Here is a 21,065-nt window from a genome sequence, read left to right as displayed (position 1 = left end):
CCGTTTTAGCACTAATTATTTGCTATCGCAAATGAGAACTGTTCGTTAAATAGGTTAATCAAATGTTTAGTGGCGGAGCATTATGAAAATAAAGAAAGATATCCCCGCGCTCATCTGCTCAGGGGAATTGATTAATTTTGGGGTAAGCATGTGTGAATGCAAAATGACAGCAGGCTAATGCTATGATTTTATGGTTAATTATGTAAGTGGCTTTATTTTAAAAAAACTGATGTAAAAATGATTTTTGGATGTAAATGAATCGGGAGCGGTGCAACAGTATTTAACTGCCGGATATAAGTTATGGCGAAGTATTACCAGACGTAAAAAAATATTATTGCGATAAAGACGCATTTAACATTGCCGGATGTGACCGGGATCACCTTCCCCTGCGAACAGGGGAAGGTGATGACCCGAATTAACGCTTGAGCTTGCCGAATGCCGCCGCCAGGGCGTCGCCCATGGCGCTGTTGCCGGTTTCCTGCGTTTTATTTCTGCCGTTGCCGCCGCGCGGCTGATGACGATCGTTGCCGCGGGAAGCGGTATTACGCTCTCCGCCGCCGCGCCGGGACTGGGTGTCGCCCGGCTGTTCGTCCAGCCGCATGGTCAGGGCGATGCGTTTACGCTGCAAATCGACCTCCAGCACCTTAACCTTAACGATATCCCCCGCTTTCACCACCTTATGCGGATCTTCGACGAATTTATCTGCCAGGGAGGAGATGTGAACCAGGCCGTCCTGATGGACGCCGATATCCACGAAGGCGCCGAAGTTGGTCACGTTGGTGACGGAACCTTCCAGGATCATGCCGGGCGTGAGGTCGTTGAGCGTTTCCACGCCTTCGGCGAAGGTCGCGGTTTTAAACTCCGGACGGGGGTCGCGGCCCGGTTTTTCCAGCTCTTTGATAATGTCGGTGACGGTCGGCAGGCCGAAGCGGTCATCGGTGAAATCCACCGCTTTTACGCTCTGCAACGCCTGCGGGTTGCCCATCAGCGCCTGCAGGCTCTGATGGGTGGCGGCCAGAATGCGTTCCACCACCGGGTAGGCTTCCGGGTGCACCGTTGAAGCGTCCAGCGGGTTATCGCCGTGGTTAATGCGCAGGAAGCCGGCGCATTGTTCGAAGGCTTTCGGGCCGAGACGGCTGACTTTCAGCAACTGTTCACGGTTGCTGAAACGGCCGTTTTCGTCGCGCCAGTTGATGATGTTCTGGGCAATCATGCGGGTCAGGCCGGCGACGCGCGCCAGCAGCGGCACGGAGGCGGTGTTCAGATCAACGCCGACGGCGTTCACGCAGTCCTCCACCACGGCGTCCAGCTTACGCGCCAACTGGGTCTGGCTGACATCATGCTGGTATTGGCCCACGCCGATGGATTTCGGATCGATTTTCACCAGCTCCGCCAGCGGGTCCTGCAAGCGACGGGCGATGGAAACAGCGCCACGCAGCGAAACGTCCAGATTCGGGAACTCCTGCGCCGCCAGTTCAGAGGCGGAATAGACGGACGCGCCGGCTTCGCTGACGATGACTTTTTGGCCTTTTACGTCCGGATACTGTTTCTGCAGCTCCAGGTAGAAACGCTCCGTTTCGCGCGATGCGGTGCCGTTGCCGATGGCGACCAGCTCTACCTGATGCTTGATGCACAGCGCCGCCACAACCGCTGCCGCTTTGGCAGCCTGACCGGTGTGCGGGTAAATGGTGTCGGTGGCGACCAGCTTGCCGGTAGCGTCGACCACCGCCACTTTCACCCCGGTGCGCAGCCCCGGGTCCAGGCCCATGGTGGCGCGCATGCCCGCCGGCGCAGCCATCAGCAGGTCGTGCAGGTTACGGGCGAATACGTTGATGGCTTCTTCTTCCGCGCGTTCGCGCAGGGTGCCCATCAGCTCGGTTTCCAGATGCAGCAGCACCTTGACGCGCCAGGTCCAGCTGATCACCGCTTTGCGCCAGGCATCGGCGGGGGCATTGTTCAGGCGTACGCCGAGGTGATCAGAGATGATTTGTTCACAGTAGCTTTCACGCGGCGTTTCTTCTGCCTGCGGATCGGCATTGAGGGCGAGTTGCAGAATGCCTTCGTTACGGCCGCGGAACATAGCCAGCGCCCGGTGCGAAGGAACCTGGGCGATCGGCTCGTGGTGATCGAAGTAGTCGCGGAACTTGGCGCCTTCTTCCTCTTTACCTTCGCTCACGCGGGAAACCAGATGCGCGTTCTTCCACAGATAGTCACGGACTTTCGCCAGCAGGCCGGCATCTTCGGAGAAACGCTCCATCAGAATATAGCGGGCGCCGTCCAGTGCGGCCTTCACGTCCGCCACGCCTTTGCTTTCATCAACGTAGCCTGCGGCTAGCGCTTCCGGCTCCTGGCTTGGGTCCTGCCACAGCGCATCGGCCAGCGGTTCCAGGCCCGCTTCGATGGCGATCTGCCCGCGCGTGCGGCGCTTGGGTTTGTAAGGCAGGTAGAGGTCTTCCAGCTCGGTCTTGCTCTGCGTGGCGTTGATGGCGCCGGCCAGCTCGGTGGTCAGCTTGCCCTGTTCCTCAATGGATTTCAGGATCGTCGCACGCCGGTCTTCCAGTTCACGCAGGTAAACCAAACGGGTTTCCAACTGACGTAACTGCGTGTCGTCCAACCCGCCGGTGACCTCTTTACGGTAGCGGGCGATAAAGGGAACGGTGTTTCCCTCGTCCAGCAGACGGATGGCGGACTCAACCTGTTCAGGCCGCGCCTGTAATTCACCCGCGATAGTGCGGCTTAAAGAATCATTCATGAATTTACCAGCGATACTTTGTGAGGTTTAAGATACAAGGGCACAGTTATACGGACTGAGCCAAAAAATTGCCAGCATTGAGGCTGGAATAGCAGCGATAACATGGTAGTTTGTCCATTATTCTGAAACAAATTCAATGCAGAGAGACGGCTGGCAGGAAGATAATGGCGAAGAGTAACTATATTACCCGTGAGGGCTGGGAAGCGCTGGATCGTGAGTTGAAATACCTGTGGAAGGAGGAGCGCCCGCGGGTGACGCAGGCGGTCTCCGAAGCGGCGGCGATGGGCGATCGTTCTGAAAACGCGGAATATATTTACGGCAAAAAGCGCCTGCGCGAGATTGATCGCCGGGTGCGCTTCCTTTCTAAACGTCTGGATGTGCTGAAAGTTGTCGATCCCAGCCCGCAGCAAGAGGGGAAAGTCTTCTTTGGCGCCTGGGTGAAACTGGAAAATGAGCAGGAAGAGGAAAAGATCTTCCGGCTGGTCGGCCCGGATGAGTTTGAGCCGGCTAAAAAGTGGATTTCTATCGACTCACCGGTCGCCCGCGCGCTGATCGGCAAACGGGTAGATGATGAGATTACCGTGATGACGCCCAACGGCGAAGCCACCTACTGGATACTGGATATCCGCTATGTGCCGTTTGATGATTAAGCCATTAATTTGCGGTGTAACTGCAAGATAAATAACCTTTGTAACAATTTGGTCTAGAATCTACACCATAAATTGCTGTCAGATTGACGGCTATTTCTGAACAATGTAGTGCGTCGGCGATCCAGCCTTTGGGAGTCTATCATGCAAGAGAATTACAAGATTTTGGTTGTGGATGACGATATGCGCCTGCGTGCGTTGCTAGAACGTTATCTGACGGAGCAAGGCTTTCAGGTTCGCAGTGTGGCGAACGCTGAACAGATGGATCGTTTACTGACCCGCGAATCCTTCCACCTGATGGTGTTGGATCTGATGCTGCCCGGCGAAGACGGCCTGTCGATTTGCCGCCGTTTGCGCAGCCAGAGCAACCCGATGCCGATCATCATGGTGACCGCCAAGGGCGAGGAAGTCGATCGCATTGTCGGGCTGGAGATCGGCGCCGATGACTATATTCCCAAGCCGTTCAACCCGCGTGAGCTGCTGGCGCGTATCCGCGCCGTGCTGCGCCGTCAGGCCAACGAACTGCCGGGCGCGCCTTCGCAGGAAGACGCCGTTATCGCCTTCGGTAAATTCAAACTCAACCTGGGAACGCGCGAGATGTTCCGCGAGGATGAGCCGATGCCGTTGACCAGCGGCGAGTTCGCCGTGCTGAAGGCGCTGGTGAGCCATCCGCGCGAGCCGTTGTCGCGCGACAAGCTGATGAACCTGGCCCGCGGCCGTGAATACAGTGCGATGGAGCGTTCCATCGACGTACAGATTTCACGCCTGCGCCGTATGGTGGAAGAGGACCCCGCGCACCCGCGTTATATTCAGACGGTATGGGGTCTGGGATACGTCTTCGTTCCCGACGGCAGTAAAGCATGAAGCGATGGCGTTTCTCACCACGCAGTTCATTTGCACGCACGTTGTTGCTGATCGTCACGCTGCTGTTCGTCAGCCTCGTGACGACGTATCTGGTGGTGCTGAATTTCGCCATTCTGCCGAGTCTTCAACAGTTCAATAAGGTTCTGGCCTACGAAGTCCGTATGCTGATGACCGACACCCTGCAACTGGAAGACGGCACCAAGCTGGAAGTGCCCAAAGCGTTTAAAAGCGAGATTTATCGTGAATTGGGCATTTCCCTCTATACCAATTCCGCGGCGGAGGAACACGGGTTGCGCTGGGCGCAGTCTTACCAGTTCCTCAGCCAGCAAATGGCGCAGCAGCTGGGCGGGCCGACCGATGTGCGGGTGGAGATCAATAAAAACACCCCGGTCGTGTGGCTGAAAACCTGGCTTTCGCCCGATATCTGGGTGCGCGTTCCGCTGACTGAAATTCATCAGGGCGACTTTTCCCCGCTGTTCCGTTACACCCTGGCGATCATGCTGCTGGCAATCGGCGGCGCATGGCTGTTCATCCGTATTCAGAACCGGCCCCTGGTTGAACTGGAACATGCGGCGTTGCAGGTGGGGAAGGGGAATATCCCGCCGCCGCTGCGCGAATACGGCGCTTCTGAAGTCCGTTCCGTGACGCGGGCGTTTAACCAAATGGCGTCGGGGGTGAAACAACTGGCGGATGACCGCACCTTGCTGATGGCGGGCGTCAGCCATGATTTGCGCACGCCGCTGACGCGCATCCGCCTGGCGACGGAGATGATGGGCGCGGAAGACGGTTATCTGGCGGAGTCGATCAATAAAGACATCGAAGAATGTAACGCCATCATCGAACAATTCATCGATTACCTGCGCACCGGTCAGGAAATGCAGACCGAGCTGTGCGATCTGAACGGGATTCTGGCCGAAGTGGTCGCGGCGGAAAGCGGCTATGAGCGGGAAATCGACACCGATTTCGCCCCCGGCGAGCTGGAGGTGGACGTACACCCGCTCTCCATCAAACGTGCCGCGGTGAATATGGTGGTGAACGCCGCCCGTTACGGCAACGGCTGGATTAAGGTGAGCAGCGGCAGGGACGGCGGTTACGCCTGGTTTCAGGTGGAGGATGACGGCCCCGGTATCAAGCCGGAACAACTGGCGCATCTGTTTCAGCCCTTCGTACGTGGCGACAGCGCACGTACCACCAGCGGCACCGGGCTGGGGCTGGCGATTTTGCAGCGTATTATCGACGCGCATGCCGGCAGCCTGGATATCGGCACCAGTGAGCGCGGAGGGTTGAGAATTCGCGCTTTGCTGCGTTCAACGGAGGAGCATCCCGTACCTGCGGCCGGTGAAACGAAAGCGGTGCAAAAGCCGCCGCGTCCCCCGAAAAAGCCCCTCATTTAAGTACCAAGCCGGCCGCATCAGGCGACCGGCTTTGTGCCGATTTACATTCCTGAGAACGTATTCATGATCACCGCGCCGCTGATAATGAGCAGCATGGCGAGGATGGCGGGCAGGTCCGGCTTCTGCTTATACAGCAGCATGGAGCAAATCGTGACGCCGACGATGCCGAAACCGCACCACAGCGAATAGGCGACGCCGACCGGAATATAACCCATTGCCTTGGTCAGGGCGAAATAGCACAGCGCATACGCGCAGATAACCAGCACCGACGGCGCCAGCCGTTTAAAGCCGTTGGTTTTTTTGATCATTGAGGTGCCGGTGATTTCGGAACCAATCGACAGCGCCAGCCACAAAAATCCGATATTAAGCATGTTGTTTTCTCCTGTGAGTCTCTCAGCGGGTGGGTTCGTTGGTTATTGTGGCGACGGAGGCGACCGGCTCATCCTCAGGCGCTTCTTCACTGCCCATTTTGGAGAACACGTTCATGATGATGATGCCGCTGGCGATGACGGCCATACCGATAATGGCCGCCAGATCCGGGTGCTGGCCGTAGAACACCATGCCGAGCGAAGAAACCACCAGGATGCCGGTGCCGGACCAGGTCGCGTAGGCCAGGCCGACCGGAATGTCTTTCACCGCGCGGGAAAGCGAGTAGTAGCACACGCAGTACAGCACCACGATAAGCGCCAGCAGCAGGGTTTTGGTCATTCCTTCACTGGTGTCGAACATTTTCAGCGTGGAGGTGGCGGAGGTTTCGGAAAGAATAACCAGCAGCATCCAGAGCCAGCATTTTGATTTTGAAGACATATCATTGCTCCTGAGGGGATCGTGTCAAAGGTAATGGGCGGTTCTGTTTCAGATAATCGAGCGCGGCATCCGTCAGGCGGGCGCCGGGCGTCTGCGTCAGGCGTTGATCGGCCATAACGTCCCGCAGCGTGAGGTAGTGCGCCGTTGTTGTTGCCGTTGCGACGGGCGGCGTGGCGTGTATGCCGGATAGCTGCCGCTCCGCGTCATCCAGGTCGCACAGGCTTACGCCGCAGCCGGCCAGCGCCGCCAGGTGCGCCTGAATCCGCGCGGCGTAAGCCGGGTTTTTCCCCAGGCCGCGCACCCGGTTCAGCTCGCTGCCCGGATCGCAGTGATAAGGCAGAGCCAGCACCGCTTTCCCGGCCAGCAGAGCGTGATGCGTGACCCGGCTCACCGTTGATAGCGGGCGGGCATCGGCCAGCTCGGCGGCGGTGACGACGTCGAGAAACGGCAGCAGCAGCGTGTGGTAAGGGGCCATGCTTTGCGGCGCGGCGAATTCATCCAGCGGACGCAACCCGCCGAGCGTTGCCCAGCGATCGGCGTCGTGTACGTCATCGGCCGCGGCGACGGTGAACGCCACGTTTTCCATGGCGCGCAGGCGGGTGAAGATTTCGTCCCGATAGCCATCACCACGGGTCAGCAACAGCAGCACTTTTTTTTGCAGCCGGCGCAGGATTTCCTCAACCAGTTGGTCTGTCAGACTCGGGTTCATCGCAGCCTCCCGCCGTTAACCGGCAATAATGGACACCAGGTCGTTGTTCTTCAGGCCGGCGGCGTTGGCTTCATCGGTGTCGATATGAAACTCCAGCGTGAAGCCGTCGCTGACGCGCACTACTACGTCGTCGAACACCAGCGGGCGTTCGGTCGCCGCGCGCACGCTCACCTTCTGACCGTTGACGACGTTAAGGCGGCGGGCATCGGCGCAGGACATGTGAATATGACGCCAGGCGCAGATCACCTGTTCTTTCAGGCTGACATAGCCAGCCGGGCCGGCAAGCAGCGCGTCGCCGGAGGCGGCGAGATCGCCGGACTCGCGCACCGGCGCCCGGATGCCGAGGGCAAAGCAGTCGGCACGGGAGATTTCCAGCTGGCTGACGGCGCGCGCCGGCCCCAGCACGCGGACTTTGGTCAGGGTGCCTTTCGGCCCGACCACGTTGACGCACTCCTGCGCGGCAAACTGATTCGGCTGCTTCAGCGGTTTAAACGGCGTGAGGACATAGCCCGGCCCGAACAGCGCCTCGATATCCTGCTGTGAAAGATGAACGTGCCGGTTGGAAACCCCCACCGGAATGGCCGGTGCGGACTGATGCGTCAGACGCGTACGGATTGTTTCCATCAGAGCCTGGTTCATTGCGCTTTCTTCCCTTTTTTGCCTGCGGGCTTAACATCATGTTCCTGCTCTCCGGCCGGCGGCGTTTCCTCCTGAACCGGAGGAATGACGTTCTGCGGCGGCGCGACGGGTGCTACCGGTGCCAATGCGTCGTGCCCTTTCAGCGCGGACAGCGCGCTGACCACGCACTCTTCCGGGCGGGCGATAACCAGCGAGGAGATGAGGTTTCGGGTCGGGACGATGGCCGCCACGCCGTTTTCCACGGCGGCCTGAACGGCGCTGACCTCCCCGCGCAGGCAGACAGACACCAGACCGGAGCCGACCTTGCGGTAACCGATGATGCTGACGCTGGCCGCTTTACAGGCCGCGTCCGCCGCCTGAATGGCGGCAACCAGACCGTGCGTTTCAATAACGCCTAAACTATTCATGGAGTTACTCCTGTTTAATGTCTGACTAACCGGATGTCGAAATCGAACGTGCGGAAGAAGGCTTCCAGCCTGTCCAGCTCTTCCGGGCGGTATCCCGGATCGATGTCGATCGGGTAAATCATGTCGAGCCGCTCATACTTTTTACGTCCCAACTGATGATACGGAAGCATGTCGATGCGGCTGATATTGCCGCGCCGGGCCAGATCCATGACGTAGCGGATGGCGCCGGTGATGGCGTCCCAGGAGTCGTTGTAGCCGCGGATCAGCGGCATGCGGATGACGACGTGCGCGCCGTTGTCCACCAGCCATTCAACGTTGCGGCGGATGCCTTCGTTGCCGATGCCGAGCATTGCATGATGCTGGCGGGTGTCGATTTGCTTGATGTCGAACAGGAACGTATCGGTCACCGGCGCCAGCTTCTGGTAGTTGGCCAGGCTGGTGGTGCCCTGGGTTTCCACCGCGGTGTTAATCATCATTTTTTTGCATTCACTGAACAGCGCCACGGCGAAGTCTGTTTGCAGGCTCATTTCGCCGCCGCCGATGGTGACGCCGCCGCCGGAGGAGAGGTAGAAATCATAATCCTGCATGATGATATCCATCAGCTCGGCCACGCTGACGTCGCGCCCGACGATGTCCAGCGCATCGCCCAGGCAGGCTTCCTCGCAGCGGCGGCAGCCGATGCAGCTTTTGCTGCGATCGATATGGTGGCGCAATTGCCCGTCGGCGCCGGCGCGCATCACGTGAATGCCGGAGGGGCACACGTCGGCGCAGCGGCCGCAGTCGATGCACTTGTCACGCGAATACATCACCTGAAACTCGCCGGAAAGCCCTTCCGGGTTGGAGCACCACGGGCAGCGGAGGTTGCAGCCTTTGAAAAAGATCAGCGTGCGAATGCCGTCCCCGTCGTAGATGGAATATTTTTGGATGTTAAATATCCGGCCCTTTATTTCCTGCGCTGTGCCCATTCTCGTTTCCTCGGTAAAACCAGGCGTCCCTGCCCGTATGCCTTTTTTCGTCCGGTCAGAATTTCTCAATGACGGTACGGCTGATGATTTCGTCCTGAACCTCTTTGCACAGCTCGACGAAGTAGGCGCTGTAACCGGCCACACGTACGATCAGGTCGCGGTATTTCTCCGGTTCTAACTGCGCTTTCTTCAGCACCTCGTTGTCGACGTAGCTGAACTGCATCTGCCCGTTGCCCAGAATCGATGCGGTGCGCAGCAGGGTGATCAGGCCGTTACGGCCTTCCGGCGTGTCCAGCAGCCCTTTGAGGAACTTGAAGTTATGCACCATGCCGATATTCATGGTCTCCACGTTCATCTTGCTGACGGACTTGATGATGGCCGTCGGCCCCAGCTTGTCCGCGCCCTGCGTCGGGCTGATGCCGTCGGAAAGCGGCATCCAGGCCAGGCGTCCGTTCGGCGTGGCGTTGGTCAGTTCGCCGATCGGCGTGTTGTTGGAGATGGACAGCGTGCCGTGGCTGAGGGTGGAGTAGAGCATCCGGTACTTGCGGCACTCGCGCTCCGTCCACTCGGTGATGTCCAGGGCGAAGTCGTCGGCGTAGTTGTCGTCGTTACCGTACTTGGGTGCGTTCAGGCAGTCGCGGCGCATCGCTTCATGGCCGTCGAAGTTAGCCAGCAGTGCGTCGCGGACCTGCTCCAGCGTGTATTTGCGATCTTCATAGACCAGCTTGCGGATGGCGGCCATGGAGTCGACGTAGGTCGCCAGGCCGGAGAAAATCAGGCCGGGGCCGTGGTTGACCATCGCGCCGCCTGCGGCGACATCTTTTCCGCTCTCCATGCAGCCCTCGATCAGCAGCGACATCAACGGCTTCGGCGCGACGTCGCGGTGTACGCGCTGGCTGATGACGGTGCCGATGGCGGAGAGACGGACGATATGCGCCACCTGCTCCTTCACCGCCCGCTCAAAGTCGTCGAAGGTCGTCAGCGCGCCGAGCGGGCCGGTGTCGAGGCCCTGGTGGCTGTCGAACAGCACCATGCGCCCGCGGTTGAGGACGAATTCGATGGCGATTGGCCACTGGGTGTAGCCGGTAGAGGTCCACTGGTAAATGCGGCCGGATTTCTGCGGCTCCACGCAGCCCATCAGGCAGTAGTCGCGCGCGTCTTCGAAGTCGAAGCCTTTGCGCAGCATCATTTTGATGTGGGAATCATCGAAGTGGCAGGCAGGGAAGCCCATACCGGCTTTCACTACATCAACGATTTTTTCCATGTACTTCTGCGGCGACTGGTTATGAATACGGCAGGCCAGCGATGGCTGATAGACCTTAATGAAGCGCACCGCGTCCATGATCAGGTAGGTTAAATCGTTACAGGCATCGCCGCCGGAGCGCTTCTGACCGCCGACGGTCAGGTTGATGAACGGCTGGTAGCCGGCGAAGTATTTCGCCCCGGCTTCGCTGGACATCCACATCAGCTCGGCGCATTTCAGGATAAACGCCTGCATCATTTCCAGCGCCTGTTCTTCGGTCAGGCGGCCGGTGCGGATATCTTCCTGATACATCGGGTAGCAATACTGGTCGAGGCGGCCCAGCGACAGGCCGGTCTGGTTCTCTTCCACTTCGAACAGGGACTCGACGGTCCAGATGCTTTGCAGGGCTTCCTGCAACGTAACGGGCGGGTTGGCCGGGACGTTGCGGTTAACCTCGGCAATGGTCAGCAACTCGGCGCGACGGTGAGCGTCCGGTTCGGCAGCGGCCAGGTTCGTGGCGTGTTCGGCGATGCGACGGGCGTAGCTCATCACGCCTTCACAGGTTTCGATGGCGGCCTTGTAGAAGTAAATCCGGTCAATGTCTTCCGGGTTTTCCATATTCATCCGCGCCAGATTCGCTTCGGCGTCGGCCTTGATGCCGTTCATGCCTTTGGTAAACAGCAGCACGTCGTAGCCGGGGCAGGTGTCGCCGCCGCCGTTGATCTGGTGGTAGGAGAGGTCGCTGACGAAGGTTTCGCCGCTGAAGCTCCAGACGCCTGCTTCGCGGTACTGCGCTTCGCAGATCTCATCCAGCGAACGCCCTTCCCAGAAGGGGACGATCTCTTCGCGGATAATCTTTTTATCTGCTTCGGTGATTTCGAACGGGTCCTGTGGGCGGGTGCTCATGGTATCCAGTTCGTCCCTCACCCAGCGCCAGGCGATATCCGGCGAGAAGGCGCCGGCGCGCGGTTTGCCGCACGGATGGCCGACGATCAGCTCATCGGCCTGAATCAGGATCGGGGCGGTTTCGCAGGCGTGGCGGAAGGCTTTGGCGCGCAGCAGAATCGGCGGCAGGCCGGGGTTATTCTTCGCAACCTCGGTAAAAGCCTGGGCGCGATAGATGGAAACGCTCGGACGGGCGCGCAGATAATGGTCGCGCAGGCGCTGCATGCGCGGCGTCAGGCCTTCCATCACCTTGGTTTCAGCCGGGGTTGCCGCTGCGGCGTAGTGCGCGCTTGCTCCGGCATAGTGTGCAGTCGCGGCCGGCTGTGCAGCATGGCCCTGATACAGGCGCACCTGCAAATTGCCGTTGAGCGCGGTCAGGTTATCGCGCGCGCTGAGCAGCATTTCAGAGAGTTCGTTGATAGCGAGCGTGCTTTCGCCGCGCATCATGGCGTCGAACAGCGGATAACCGTCCGGCGTTCTGACGGTGCGGACTTCGGACAGTTCAGCCAGCTTCAGCCACAGGCTTTCGACCAGTTCATAGGCTTGCTCTGTCGTCAGCCGGCCGCTGTCCAGATCGCGGCGCAGCCAGGGGTAGAGCGCTTTGTCCAGGCCGCACGGGTTAACCGCGTAGCTGCCGTTGTCGAGATGCAGCGCCAGTTGCAGCAGATAGAACGCCTGCAGGGCTTCGCGGAAGGTTTGCGCCGGCCGGGCCGGGACGTTGCGCAAAATTGCCGCGTTATCCAGCAATTCGGCCTTACGGTAAGCATTGCTTTCTCCGGCGGCCAGTTGTTCCGCCCGGTTCGCCAGCGACGCCGCCAGTTGCAGCAGCCCGTCGCAGGCATAAATCGCCGCTTTTCCGGCGTTCGCTTCGTCCATACCGCCGCGGCTGACCGCGCTGCCGATGCTGCGAACCCGCTCTTCCAACTGCTGTTTGATCGCCAGCACGCCTTTTTCGATAACCAGCAGGTAGTCCGGTGAAGCGATGTCGTAGTTCAGGCCGAGAAAGCGATAAACGGAATCCGCATTCAGCTCCGCTTCGCTGTGAAAGACGGCGCTGCGCGGTGCGGAGGCCTGGCCGCCGACGATCAGTTCGTCCTGACCGACGACCGGCGGCAGCTTCTGCATCAGTTCATAGAAGCGGCGTGCCGGTTTGACCAACTGCGGCGTGCCGGCAATGTCGCTGTCCAGCGTGCTGAGAATGGCGGCGCGCTCCGGGCTGATGCTGGTTTTGTGGGTGAGTAATCTCTCCGCCAGCACTTTCACGCGCGGCGTTAATGCATATTTGGCCATGTGAGCCTCTCCTGATGTTCTTTTATTCCGTAATCGTGAGTTACATCGTGCTGACGTCTGTTCCGGCGTAGGCGCGACGGTAAAGTGCGGTCAGGGTGCCGGCATCCGCCACCAGCGGATTGGTCGGGGTACAGTTGTCGCGCAGCGCCTGCGCCACCATCTCCGGCAAACGTCGTTCAAATTCTTGCGCGTCAACGCCGGCCTGGGCGATGCTGGCGGGCAGATTCATGTTCTCTTTCAGGGCGTCGATGGCGACCAGCAGGCTGGTTACGCCCTCACGCGGCGTGGCGGCGGGCAGCCCCAGCAGGCGCGCCATATCGGCATACTTGCGGGTGGCCGGCGTGTTGCACAGCCCCGCGTAGTCGGCGTTGAACGCCACGACCTGGGTCATCAGCAGCGCGTTGGCCCGCCCGTGCGGAATGCGGAACGTACCGCCTAATGCGTGCGCCAGGCTGTGGGTAATGCCCAGCGACGCGTTGGTAAACGCCATGCCGGCCAGGCAGGAGGCGTTGTGGATTTTTTCACGCGCGGTCAGATCGTCGCCGTGGTGGTAGCAGTCCGGCAGATGACTGAAGATCAGCGCTGCCGCTTTCTCCGCCAGGGCGTCTGAAAAGTCGCTGGCATTGTGGGAAACGTAAGCTTCCAGCGCGTGGCACAGAACGTCGATGCCGGTGTCGGCGGTGATGGCCGGCGGTACCGACGTCACCAGCGACGGGTCGAGGATGGCGACGTCCGGCAGCATGAATTCGTCCACCAGCACCAGCTTTTCGGTACGCGCTTTCACCACGGAAAACGCCGTAACTTCCGAGCCGGTGCCGCTGGTGGTCGGAATGGCGACGAAGCGGGGCCGTGCCTTTCCTTCCTGCTGACGGGCGTGCCACAGGGTGAACATCACGGCTTTCGCGGCGTCAATGACCGACCCCCCGCCCAGCGCGACAATCAGGTCCGGGTAGTGGGCATCCATTACCTTCATGCCGCTGACGACGGCGGCGATGTCCGGATCGGGCAGCACGTCGTCGTAGATGCGGCATTCCGCGCCGGTTCGTTCCAGCAGGGCGATGACCCGCCCGGCCAGGCCGAAGCGTACCATCGCCTTGTCGGTGACGAGCAAGGCCCGCGTCGCCTTCAGTCCGCCGAGCATGTTCAGCGCGTCAGGGCCGAAATGGATGCGGGGTTTAATCAAAAACTCACTCATGACGTTATTCACTCCTCAGCGGTCCCGGAAAACCTTCTCGACGATGGCGACGACGGACATCGCTTTGTAACGATCTTTGTTCAGGGCGAAATATGCCTCTGCCAGCACGATGTCGTTGATGCCGGCCCCTACGCTGTCTACTGCTACGTAGGTTTTGTCCTTCAGCGGCTGCTGATCGTCATCGAGGGCGGTGATCATCAGCAGATTGCTGCCCCTGAGCTCATCGCATTTCTGCGTTGCGACTACGTGTCCGACTACTTTTGCGAGAATCATGGTTTTCCGCCTTTTCTGTCCGTATGCCTTATTTACCCAGGCGTGCGAGCACCTGTTTGATGATGTGCTCGACGTTTTCCTCGGTGATATCGCCGTTGGAAGAGGCGTTGCACAGCGCAGTCGTATGACTGACGAAACGGTCGTCCGCGGGCTGAGCGCCGGCTGGCGCCGCCGGTGCGCTGACGTGCGCGGGCCGGTTGAAGCGATCGTCATCGAGAATGCTGGTCTGGTAGCGCGGTGCCGCAGGGGTAGCCGCAACCGCCGGCGCCGCTGCGGGCGTGGCGCCTGAGGCGCGCAGTTCATCAACGGAGCGTACGCCGTAGCCGACCTTGCGGATATTCATCAGGTTCAGCGGGCCGACGTTATCGGAGCTGGAACCGCCGCCCACCGCGCCGCAGCCCAGCGTCAGCGCGGGGAAAATATTGGTGGTGGCGCCGATGCCGCCCAGCGCCGCCGGGGTGTTGATCAGAATGCGGTGAACCGGTTTCTCCAGGCAGAATTCGCGGATTACGTCCTGGTTGCGGGTATGAATCACCAGGGTGTGACCGAGCCCTTCGTTGGTCAGCAGCTCCATAACCCGGCGGCAGGCCGCCTGCCAGTCGGCTTCGACGTACAGGCCGAGGATCGGGCAGAGTTTTTCCCGCGAATAGGGATTGTTGTGTGAGACGGTGTCCTGGCGCGCGATTAACACCCGTGTGCCGGCAGGAACGGTGAATCCGGCACGCTGGCTGAGCCAGACAGCGGTTTTGCCCACGACTTCCGGGTTGATGGTGCCGTTGGCGCGCAGCAGCATGGCGGCTACCCGCGCGGCCTCATCGTCATTCATGAGGTAAGCGCCCTGCGCTTCAAGTTCTTGCCGGACTTCTGCGTAAATGCAGTCTTCAACGATGACCGACTGCTCGGAGGCGCAGATTACCCCGTTGTCGAACGTCTTGCTGGTGATGATATCGCTGACCGCCTGGCGGATATCCGCGCTGCGTTCGATAAAGGCGGGGCCGTTGCCCGGCCCGCCGCTGATTGTCGGCGTGCCGGAAGCGTAGGCGGCGCGCACCATGCCTTCGCCGCCGGTCGCCAGAATCAGCGAAACGTCTTTGCTGTGCATCAGCTCGCGGGTGGCGTCCAGCGTGAGCTGCGTTATGGCGCTGACCGCACCGGCCGGCGCGCCGGCGGCAATGGCTGCATTTTTGACAATTTCAATCGCCTTCCAGGTGCACTGACGGGCATTCGGGTGGGGCGAGAAGATGATGGCGTTACCGGCTTTCAGGGCAATAAGGGTTTTGTAGAAAACGGTCGAGGTCGGGTTGGTGGAGGGCACCAGCGCGCAGATAACGCCCAACGGTACGCCGACCTCCATCACCCGGTTGGCCTGGTCGTCACGGATGATGCCGACCGTTTTCATCGCTTTGATGGCGTCATAGACACGCAGTGAAGCGAAGGTGTTTTTCAGCACCTTGTCCTGCCAATTGCCGAAGCCGGTTTCCTCACAGGCCATTTTGGCCAGTTCTTCGGCGTGGCGCGCCGCTTCCTGCGCCACGTTTTTCACGATGGCGTCGATCTGCTCCTGCGAAAACTTCGCCAGAACCGCCTGTGCCTTTTTGGCTTCGCGCACCAGGTCGCGGGCGTTCTGCCTGGATTGCAAATCTTTGTCTAATGCAATCATCACTTGTTCCTCTGCAAACTAAAAGCGTGGATGGCCTCTCTTGCCGATGGCCGCTGACGTCAGGCCTTGTGCTGCGCGGCGATTTTTTCGATGTCGTTGTGCGGACGGGCGATCACGCGGTGGCTGACGACCGTGCCGATGCGTTTGGCCGCTTCCACGCCGGAATCCACCGCCGCGTTTACCGCGCCGACGTCGCCTTTCACCATGGCGGTGACCAGGCCGGAGCCGACGTTTTCATAGCCGATCAGCTCAACGTTGGCCGCCTTGCACATGGCGTCGGCCGCTTCGATACAGGCCACCAGCCCTTTGGTTTCAATCAATCCGAGTGCTTCTTTCATCGTGTTTTCCTTGCGTTATTCGGCCACTTTGTACTGCGCGACGATTTTTTGAATGTCGCCGTGCGGGCGGGCAATCACCAGCGACGTCACGACTTCACCGATACGCTGCGCAGCCTCCACGCCGGAGTCCACCGCGGCCTTCACCGCGCCGACGTCGCCTTTCACCATGGCGGTAACCAGCCCGGAGCCGACGTTTTCATAGCCGATCAGATCGACGTTGGCCGCTTTGCACATGGCGTCGGCGGCTTCAATGCAAGCCACCAGCCCTTTGGTTTCAATCAGACCCAATGCGTCACCCATCTTGTATTCCTCCGCCGTTATGCTTTGTGTTTAATCACGATTTTGCCGATGTCGTTGTGCGGGCGGGCGATGACCAGCGAAGTCACGACTTCGCCGATGCGCCGCGCCGACTCTACGCCGGAATCCACCGCGGCCTTCACCGCGCCGACGTCCCCTTTCACCATGGCGGTGACCAGCCCGGAACCGACGTTTTCATAGCCGATCAGCTCAACGTTGGCCGCCTTGCACATGGCGTCGGCGGCTTCAATGCAGGCCACCAACCCTTTGGTTTCGATCAAACCTAATGCCTCACCCATTGTTGTTTCCTCCACAGAACAGGTTTCCATTTTGTTACCGTCCGCCTGCTGCGCCGGTGCTGCGCAGGCGCAGAAAGGACGTCCGCAGTCACTATATGAGCCTGGGAAACAAACGGAATATAAATTCGGTAAGTGGGTTGATATGGTTTTTTATTCTGATTTTTGATGTTTTTAACGGGGCTATTTATCTGTTCATCCTGTTTTGTGGCGGGTGATTTAGCGTTGAGAATGTGCGGGAAAGCGCGGGATGAAGGGAAGGTAAAGGCCCGTTTGTTTTTGTTAATGGCTTGATAAATAAATGGTGATTATTGGCTTTGGGCGACGGGGTAAAGTGCGGGAGAGTTCACGCTTTAGCGGAAGGGGAATTTGGGGAGTGAAAGCAAATCGTGCGTTTTATTATTTGTTGGGTGAAGTGATGGCGACGTGACTGTCAGCCGAACTTGCTGCCGGGCTTCAGGGTGCAGATGAACAGCGGTGAATTGATTGAGCTGAGCAGCAGGGAGGTGCCATTCAACTGCTGGGCATTGAGGAACAGGCCGTCATGGCTGTCTGACATTTCACGCATGAAGTAGTCGAAAATGACGTTCGGGGATTGATCGATGGAGGACGCGGACGATTCCCACTTGCTGATGCGGTAGTGGCGATCGGTGGCGGAGATGCGTTTGGTGGTGTAGGTGAACTTCACGTAACGTTGCAGGTAGAGCCAGCCGGCGTCGGAGTCGGTGTAGCCCTCCACCACGATCGAGCCGTTGCCGTTGGCGCCGAAGGTAAAATGAATATTGCCGTTAACGTTTTCTTTCTCCATGTTTTCAAACCGCATGATTGCCTTGGTTGAGCAGGTCATCATGCCATCGCCCTGCGATGACAGGCGGTAGACGGAGGCCGCGGCGACCAGCAGGAACAGCAACAGTGAAAGCAGGAACAGCATTTTGGCGGTCAGTTTCATTGCGGATTCCATGAATAATAAAAATAGTTGTCACAGTAGCTGAACGGATTGGCTTCGTGCATGGCGCAATGCGCGAGGAAGACCCGTCCCAACCCGTTGGTTTGTAGTTTGTCGCCGTAGAAGAACACGAAACGTTCGCCCGGCTGGCATTTCAGCGCCAGCCGCTGACGCACGGCGTCGAAATTGGTTTTGCCGGCAGCGGTGTTGAGCATGTCGTCGTTCACCAGCAGCTCGCACTGGCTGTGGGAAATCGGCGTCAGGGCGACAGGCCGGGAAAGCGGATTGCCGAAGAAGGTATAAGCGCCGAGGGCCAGAGTGAAAAGCAGCAGCAGGCCGCTGGCGAGATACCAGCATACGCCCCGTGACGGCAATGGCGCGCAGGCTTCGGGGGGCGGGGCGTCGGCGTGGTTCCCGGCAGGCGGTTCGTCCGCGGCAGGCGCTTCGGGGATGGAAACGCTCTCTTCCCCTGCGTCGATTTTATAACGCGGCTGGTCGTCCACTAACTCAATGACGACCTCAGGATTGAGCTCAAGGTTGCCTTTGGGGATCGTGATAATGATGTTTTCCACGCCGTAGTAGCGGAGCGTCTTGCGCAGCAGGCTCAGGTACTGGTTCAGGTTGCTGTTGGAGGACGTCAGCCCGTTGTCGTCCCAGACTTTTTTCAGCACTTCGTCGCGGCTGATGATCCCCGGATTGCGGATAAAAAAGAACAGCAGGGCGTTGGCGGTAATGGAAAGGTGTGTGTCAGGTTGGTCGCTGCCCGGCAACGTCAGCGAGCCGTCACAGGCATCGTAATACAGGGTTGCGTTGATTTTATATCGCATGCTCGCTTCACTCCGCCATTTTGTCCGCCTGCCGGTACGTCATTGCGCATAGCCGATCAACCAACGCCTGGCGATGCTGCGGGGGCAACGTGGGGCCTTCGGTCAGCTCGGAGAGCCACAGGCCGTCGGCGGCGTAGCGCACGAGGGTGCCGGTGGGGCTGTTGTCCAGTTCGTCGCCGTTAGCCAGGTGTTTCAGCATCCAGTCGCGCCAGCATTTGCGCAGCACGTTTTCATCGGGCATCGCCAGCGACAGCACCGCCAACTGCCGGCTTTCGTCGGTGCCGTTCAACCCGGCCAGATAAATCAGGTAGGTGCGGGTAAAACGGCCGTAGGGTTCGGGGTCGAGCGACATGAGCGCCAGGATGTTCTTCTCCATGGTTGCCAGCAACCGTTCGTACAACGCATGAATCAGCGCCTGCTTGCCGGGAAAATGATGCAGCAACCCGCCCTTGCTGACACCGGCTTCCTGAGCGACCGCATTAAGCGACAGGGAAGCGATACCGCTGCGGGCGGCAATAATGCTGGCGGCTTCCAGAAGTTGCTCATGCAAGCGGGCCGGGTTTTTCTTTTTATGCTGGGGGGTATCGTTGGTCATGACTGGATCATACCGACCAGACGGTATGATTATTATTGATCGGCATCAACGGTCCCCGGTCGGTAAAATCGCATTTTCCCCGTAATGTGTTTCGCCTCACAGTTATCTCATTGTGTGAATATCACCAGCGTTAATTTCTCAGGGATTGACATCAACATATTGATTATGCGGAATTTTACTTAGTGGAGCGGTTACCATAAAAAAAGGCCATTCATTGAATGGCCTTTTGAGGGATTAAATTGCTTAATCTAAACGGCGTTACAGTTTCGGACCAGCCTTGACCAGCGCTTCACCCGCCGGGGTGTCAGTGTACTTGTCAAAGTTGGTGATGAAACGCTGCGCCAGATCCCGCGCTTTTTCCTGCCACTGCTCCTGGTTGGCGTAAGTTGCACGCGGGTCCAGGATGTCCGGGTTGACGCCGGGCAGTGAGGTCGGTACCGCCAGGTTGAAGATCGGCAGCGTGAAGGTTTCTGCGTTGTCGATCTCGCCGGACAGGATGGCGTCGATGATGCCGCGGGTATCTTTAATGGAGATACGCTTACCGGTGCCGTTCCAGCCGGTGTTCACCAGGTAAGCCTGCGCGCCTGCGGCCTGCATGCGCTTAACCAGCACTTCTGCGTACTTGGTCGGGTGCAGCGTCAGGAACGCCGCGCCGAAGCAGGAAGAGAAGGTCGGCGTCGGTTCGGTGATGCCGCGCTCGGTGCCTGCCAGTTTCGCGGTAAAGCCGGACAGGAAGTGATACTGAGTCTGATCGGCCGTCAGGCGGGAAACCGGCGGCAGTACGCCGAAGGCGTCCGCGGTCAGGAAGATCACCTTCTTGGCGTGGCCCGCTTTGGAAACCGGCTTAACGATGTTCTTGATGTGGTAAATCGGGTAAGAAACGCGGGTGTTTTCCGTTTTCGAACCGTCGTCAAAGTCTACGCTGCCGTCCGGACGTACCGTGACGTTTTCCAGCAAAGCATCGCGGGTGATAGCGTGGTAGATGTCCGGCTCGGCCTCTTCGGACAGCTTGATGGTCTTGGCGTAGCAGCCGCCTTCGAAGTTGAAGACGCCGTCGTCGTCCCAGCCGTGCTCGTCATCGCCGATCAGCTGGCGCTTCGGATCGGTAGACAGCGTGGTTTTGCCGGTGCCGGACAGGCCGAAGAACACGGCCACGTCGCCTTTCTCGCCCACGTTGGCGGAGCAGTGCATAGAGGCGATGCCTTTCAGCGGCAGCAGGTAGTTCATGATGGAGAACATGCCCTTCTTCATTTCGCCGCCGTACCAGGTCCCGCCGATCAGCTGCATGCGCTCGGTCAGGTTAAATGCCACGAAGTTCTCGGAGTTCAGGCCCTGTTCTTTCCACTGCGGGTTGGTGCACTTGGCACCGTTCATGACGATGAAGTCGGGTTTGAAGCCGGCCAGTTCTTCGTCAGACGGGCGAATGAACATGTTCTTAACGAAGTGTGCCTGCCAGGCCACCTCGGTGATGAAACGTACGCTCAGACGGGTGTCGGCGTTAGCACCGCAGAAGGCGTCGACGACGAACAAACGCTTGCCGGACAGCTGGGTGGTGACCAACCCTTTCAGATGCTGCCAGATTTCCGGGGAAATCGGTTTGTTGTCATTTTTACCTTTGCCCTGGTCGGCCCACCAGACGGTGTCGCGCGAGACATCATCACGCACGATGTATTTATCCTTCGGGGAACGACCGGTAAAAATACCGGTGTCAACGGATACGGCGCCCAGCGTAGTAAGGGTGCCGCGCTCATAGCCTTGTAGGGAGGCAGACGTTTCTTCGGTAAAGAGCAGGTCATAACTCGGATTGTAAACAACCTCTGTTACACCAGTGATGCCGTAGGTTGCCAGATCCGCTGCGGTTAAACCTTTGACGTGCATGTCACTACTCCTTAGATATTAAAATTTATTTTGTGCTAATTGTAGGTAGATAAGATGTGGGATAACCGAGAGTACTATCAAAAAAAATGAATTTCATT

21 protein-coding genes are annotated in these 21,065 nt (G+C 59.0%); 3 read left to right on the top strand and 18 right to left on the bottom strand.

The annotated features are described in order from the left end of the window. Window positions 1–415 precede the first annotated feature (415 nt). Window positions 416–2,752 carry a Tex family protein gene (locus C8D90_RS07810; RefSeq protein WP_115457887.1) on the bottom strand — a complete coding sequence of 779 codons (2,337 nt, stop codon included), beginning with the start codon at window positions 2,750–2,752 and terminating at the stop codon, window positions 416–418. Between the two features lie 164 nt (window positions 2,753–2,916). Between C8D90_RS07810 and greB the strand changes: the two genes are divergently transcribed. The 3 genes from greB (at window position 2,917) to envZ (ending at window position 5,657) form a co-directional block, all read left to right on the top strand. Beyond that, window positions 2,917–3,402 (top strand): transcription elongation factor GreB, encoded by a 486-nt coding sequence (greB, locus tag C8D90_RS07805; RefSeq protein ID WP_115457886.1) that lies wholly within the window; start codon window positions 2,917–2,919, stop codon window positions 3,400–3,402. Between the two features lie 141 nt (window positions 3,403–3,543). After that, the gene (gene ompR / locus C8D90_RS07800) at window positions 3,544–4,263 is read left to right on the top strand and encodes an osmolarity response regulator transcription factor OmpR (protein ID WP_115457885.1); all 720 of its coding nucleotides are present in this window, start codon (window positions 3,544–3,546) and stop codon (window positions 4,261–4,263) included. After that, window positions 4,260–5,657 carry a two-component system sensor histidine kinase EnvZ gene (envZ, locus tag C8D90_RS07795; protein ID WP_230472981.1) on the top strand — a complete coding sequence of 466 codons (1,398 nt, stop codon included), beginning with the start codon at window positions 4,260–4,262 and terminating at the stop codon, window positions 5,655–5,657. Before ompR ends, envZ begins: the two co-directional genes overlap by 4 nt. A gap of 41 nt (window positions 5,658–5,698) precedes the next feature. Here envZ and C8D90_RS07790 read toward each other — a convergent pair whose 3' ends face one another. From C8D90_RS07790 to pckA, 17 genes are all read right to left on the bottom strand, one after another. Then, entirely contained in the window at window positions 5,699–6,028 is a 330-nt protein-coding gene (locus tag C8D90_RS07790; RefSeq protein ID WP_115457884.1) for a DMT family transporter, read from the bottom strand. A gap of 22 nt (window positions 6,029–6,050) precedes the next feature. Continuing rightward, on the bottom strand, window positions 6,051–6,464 hold the full coding sequence (locus tag C8D90_RS07785; protein WP_115457883.1) for a DMT family transporter: 414 nt from the start codon (window positions 6,462–6,464) through the stop codon (window positions 6,051–6,053). 1 nt (window position 6,465) lies between these two features. Beyond that, a complete protein-coding gene (locus tag C8D90_RS07780; protein WP_115457882.1) occupies window positions 6,466–7,173 on the bottom strand; it encodes a hypothetical protein in 708 nt (235 codons plus the stop codon). Window positions 7,174–7,188: 15 nt separating this feature from the next. Next, window positions 7,189–7,812 carry a phosphate propanoyltransferase gene (locus tag C8D90_RS07775; protein WP_115457881.1) on the bottom strand — a complete coding sequence of 208 codons (624 nt, stop codon included), beginning with the start codon at window positions 7,810–7,812 and terminating at the stop codon, window positions 7,189–7,191. Continuing rightward, entirely contained in the window at window positions 7,809–8,219 is a 411-nt protein-coding gene (locus tag C8D90_RS07770) for a BMC domain-containing protein (protein ID WP_115457880.1), read from the bottom strand. The genes C8D90_RS07775 and C8D90_RS07770 overlap by 4 nt, the downstream gene beginning before the upstream one ends. 14 nt (window positions 8,220–8,233) lie before the next feature. Next, window positions 8,234–9,184, bottom strand: coding sequence for a choline TMA-lyase-activating enzyme (gene cutD, locus C8D90_RS07765; protein WP_115457879.1), 951 nt, complete (start codon window positions 9,182–9,184; stop codon window positions 8,234–8,236). 55 nt (window positions 9,185–9,239) lie between these two features. Beyond that, on the bottom strand, window positions 9,240–12,662 hold the full coding sequence (gene cutC / locus C8D90_RS07760) for a choline trimethylamine-lyase (RefSeq protein WP_115457878.1): 3,423 nt from the start codon (window positions 12,660–12,662) through the stop codon (window positions 9,240–9,242). Window positions 12,663–12,702: 40 nt separating this feature from the next. Next, entirely contained in the window at window positions 12,703–13,857 is a 1,155-nt protein-coding gene (locus C8D90_RS07755) for a 1-propanol dehydrogenase PduQ (protein WP_115457877.1), read from the bottom strand. A gap of 15 nt (window positions 13,858–13,872) precedes the next feature. Next, complete coding sequence (locus C8D90_RS07750; RefSeq protein WP_115457876.1) at window positions 13,873–14,130, bottom strand: EutN/CcmL family microcompartment protein; 258 nt, start codon at window positions 14,128–14,130, stop codon at window positions 13,873–13,875. A 28-nt stretch (window positions 14,131–14,158) separates the two neighbouring features. Next, window positions 14,159–15,790 (bottom strand): acetaldehyde dehydrogenase (acetylating), encoded by a 1,632-nt coding sequence (locus C8D90_RS07745; RefSeq protein WP_115457875.1) that lies wholly within the window; start codon window positions 15,788–15,790, stop codon window positions 14,159–14,161. Between the two features lie 59 nt (window positions 15,791–15,849). Continuing rightward, a complete protein-coding gene (locus tag C8D90_RS07740) occupies window positions 15,850–16,128 on the bottom strand; it encodes a BMC domain-containing protein (protein ID WP_115457874.1) in 279 nt (92 codons plus the stop codon). A 15-nt stretch (window positions 16,129–16,143) separates the two neighbouring features. Then, the gene (locus C8D90_RS07735) at window positions 16,144–16,428 is read right to left on the bottom strand and encodes a BMC domain-containing protein (RefSeq protein WP_115457873.1); all 285 of its coding nucleotides are present in this window, start codon (window positions 16,426–16,428) and stop codon (window positions 16,144–16,146) included. A gap of 17 nt (window positions 16,429–16,445) precedes the next feature. Beyond that, a complete protein-coding gene (locus C8D90_RS07730) occupies window positions 16,446–16,724 on the bottom strand; it encodes a BMC domain-containing protein (protein ID WP_115457872.1) in 279 nt (92 codons plus the stop codon). Between the two features lie 430 nt (window positions 16,725–17,154). Continuing rightward, a complete protein-coding gene (locus tag C8D90_RS07725) occupies window positions 17,155–17,670 on the bottom strand; it encodes a FidL-like protein (RefSeq protein WP_115457871.1) in 516 nt (171 codons plus the stop codon). Further along, on the bottom strand, window positions 17,667–18,494 hold the full coding sequence (locus tag C8D90_RS07720) for a winged helix-turn-helix domain-containing protein (protein ID WP_115457870.1): 828 nt from the start codon (window positions 18,492–18,494) through the stop codon (window positions 17,667–17,669). Before C8D90_RS07720 ends, C8D90_RS07725 begins: the two co-directional genes overlap by 4 nt. Before the next feature lie 7 nt (window positions 18,495–18,501). Then, on the bottom strand, window positions 18,502–19,089 hold the full coding sequence (locus C8D90_RS07715) for a TetR/AcrR family transcriptional regulator (RefSeq protein WP_115457869.1): 588 nt from the start codon (window positions 19,087–19,089) through the stop codon (window positions 18,502–18,504). A 258-nt stretch (window positions 19,090–19,347) separates the two neighbouring features. Beyond that, window positions 19,348–20,967 (bottom strand): phosphoenolpyruvate carboxykinase (ATP), encoded by a 1,620-nt coding sequence (gene pckA / locus C8D90_RS07710; RefSeq protein ID WP_115457868.1) that lies wholly within the window; start codon window positions 20,965–20,967, stop codon window positions 19,348–19,350. Window positions 20,968–21,065 lie beyond the last annotated feature (98 nt).

Source organism: Enterobacillus tribolii, assembly GCF_003363015.1.
GTDB lineage: Bacteria > Pseudomonadota > Gammaproteobacteria > Enterobacterales > Enterobacteriaceae > Enterobacillus > Enterobacillus tribolii.
Note: the sequence above shows the minus strand (reverse complement) of the source record. Positions and strands in the feature narration are given on the sequence as shown.

What these genes read in the sequence shown, in the direction of transcription:
- C8D90_RS07810 (WP_115457887.1), bottom strand. Translation starts at nt 2,752, where the DNA reads ATGAATGATTCTTTAAGCCGCACTATCGCGGGTGAATTACAGGCGCGG.
- greB (WP_115457886.1), top strand. Translation starts at nt 2,917, where the DNA reads ATGGCGAAGAGTAACTATATTACCCGTGAGGGCTGGGAAGCGCTGGAT.
- ompR (WP_115457885.1), top strand. Translation starts at nt 3,544, where the DNA reads ATGCAAGAGAATTACAAGATTTTGGTTGTGGATGACGATATGCGCCTG.
- envZ (WP_230472981.1), top strand. Translation starts at nt 4,260, where the DNA reads ATGAAGCGATGGCGTTTCTCACCACGCAGTTCATTTGCACGCACGTTG.
- C8D90_RS07790 (WP_115457884.1), bottom strand. Translation starts at nt 6,028, where the DNA reads ATGCTTAATATCGGATTTTTGTGGCTGGCGCTGTCGATTGGTTCCGAA.
- C8D90_RS07785 (WP_115457883.1), bottom strand. Translation starts at nt 6,464, where the DNA reads ATGTCTTCAAAATCAAAATGCTGGCTCTGGATGCTGCTGGTTATTCTT.
- C8D90_RS07780 (WP_115457882.1), bottom strand. Translation starts at nt 7,173, where the DNA reads ATGAACCCGAGTCTGACAGACCAACTGGTTGAGGAAATCCTGCGCCGG.
- C8D90_RS07775 (WP_115457881.1), bottom strand. Translation starts at nt 7,812, where the DNA reads ATGAACCAGGCTCTGATGGAAACAATCCGTACGCGTCTGACGCATCAG.
- C8D90_RS07770 (WP_115457880.1), bottom strand. Translation starts at nt 8,219, where the DNA reads ATGAATAGTTTAGGCGTTATTGAAACGCACGGTCTGGTTGCCGCCATT.
- cutD (WP_115457879.1), bottom strand. Translation starts at nt 9,184, where the DNA reads ATGGGCACAGCGCAGGAAATAAAGGGCCGGATATTTAACATCCAAAAA.
- cutC (WP_115457878.1), bottom strand. Translation starts at nt 12,662, where the DNA reads ATGGCCAAATATGCATTAACGCCGCGCGTGAAAGTGCTGGCGGAGAGA.
- C8D90_RS07755 (WP_115457877.1), bottom strand. Translation starts at nt 13,857, where the DNA reads ATGAGTGAGTTTTTGATTAAACCCCGCATCCATTTCGGCCCTGACGCG.
- C8D90_RS07750 (WP_115457876.1), bottom strand. Translation starts at nt 14,130, where the DNA reads ATGATTCTCGCAAAAGTAGTCGGACACGTAGTCGCAACGCAGAAATGC.
- C8D90_RS07745 (WP_115457875.1), bottom strand. Translation starts at nt 15,790, where the DNA reads ATGATTGCATTAGACAAAGATTTGCAATCCAGGCAGAACGCCCGCGAC.
- C8D90_RS07740 (WP_115457874.1), bottom strand. Translation starts at nt 16,128, where the DNA reads ATGAAAGAAGCACTCGGATTGATTGAAACCAAAGGGCTGGTGGCCTGT.
- C8D90_RS07735 (WP_115457873.1), bottom strand. Translation starts at nt 16,428, where the DNA reads ATGGGTGACGCATTGGGTCTGATTGAAACCAAAGGGCTGGTGGCTTGC.
- C8D90_RS07730 (WP_115457872.1), bottom strand. Translation starts at nt 16,724, where the DNA reads ATGGGTGAGGCATTAGGTTTGATCGAAACCAAAGGGTTGGTGGCCTGC.
- C8D90_RS07725 (WP_115457871.1), bottom strand. Translation starts at nt 17,670, where the DNA reads ATGAAACTGACCGCCAAAATGCTGTTCCTGCTTTCACTGTTGCTGTTC.
- C8D90_RS07720 (WP_115457870.1), bottom strand. Translation starts at nt 18,494, where the DNA reads ATGCGATATAAAATCAACGCAACCCTGTATTACGATGCCTGTGACGGC.
- C8D90_RS07715 (WP_115457869.1), bottom strand. Translation starts at nt 19,089, where the DNA reads ATGACCAACGATACCCCCCAGCATAAAAAGAAAAACCCGGCCCGCTTG.
- pckA (WP_115457868.1), bottom strand. Translation starts at nt 20,967, where the DNA reads ATGCACGTCAAAGGTTTAACCGCAGCGGATCTGGCAACCTACGGCATC.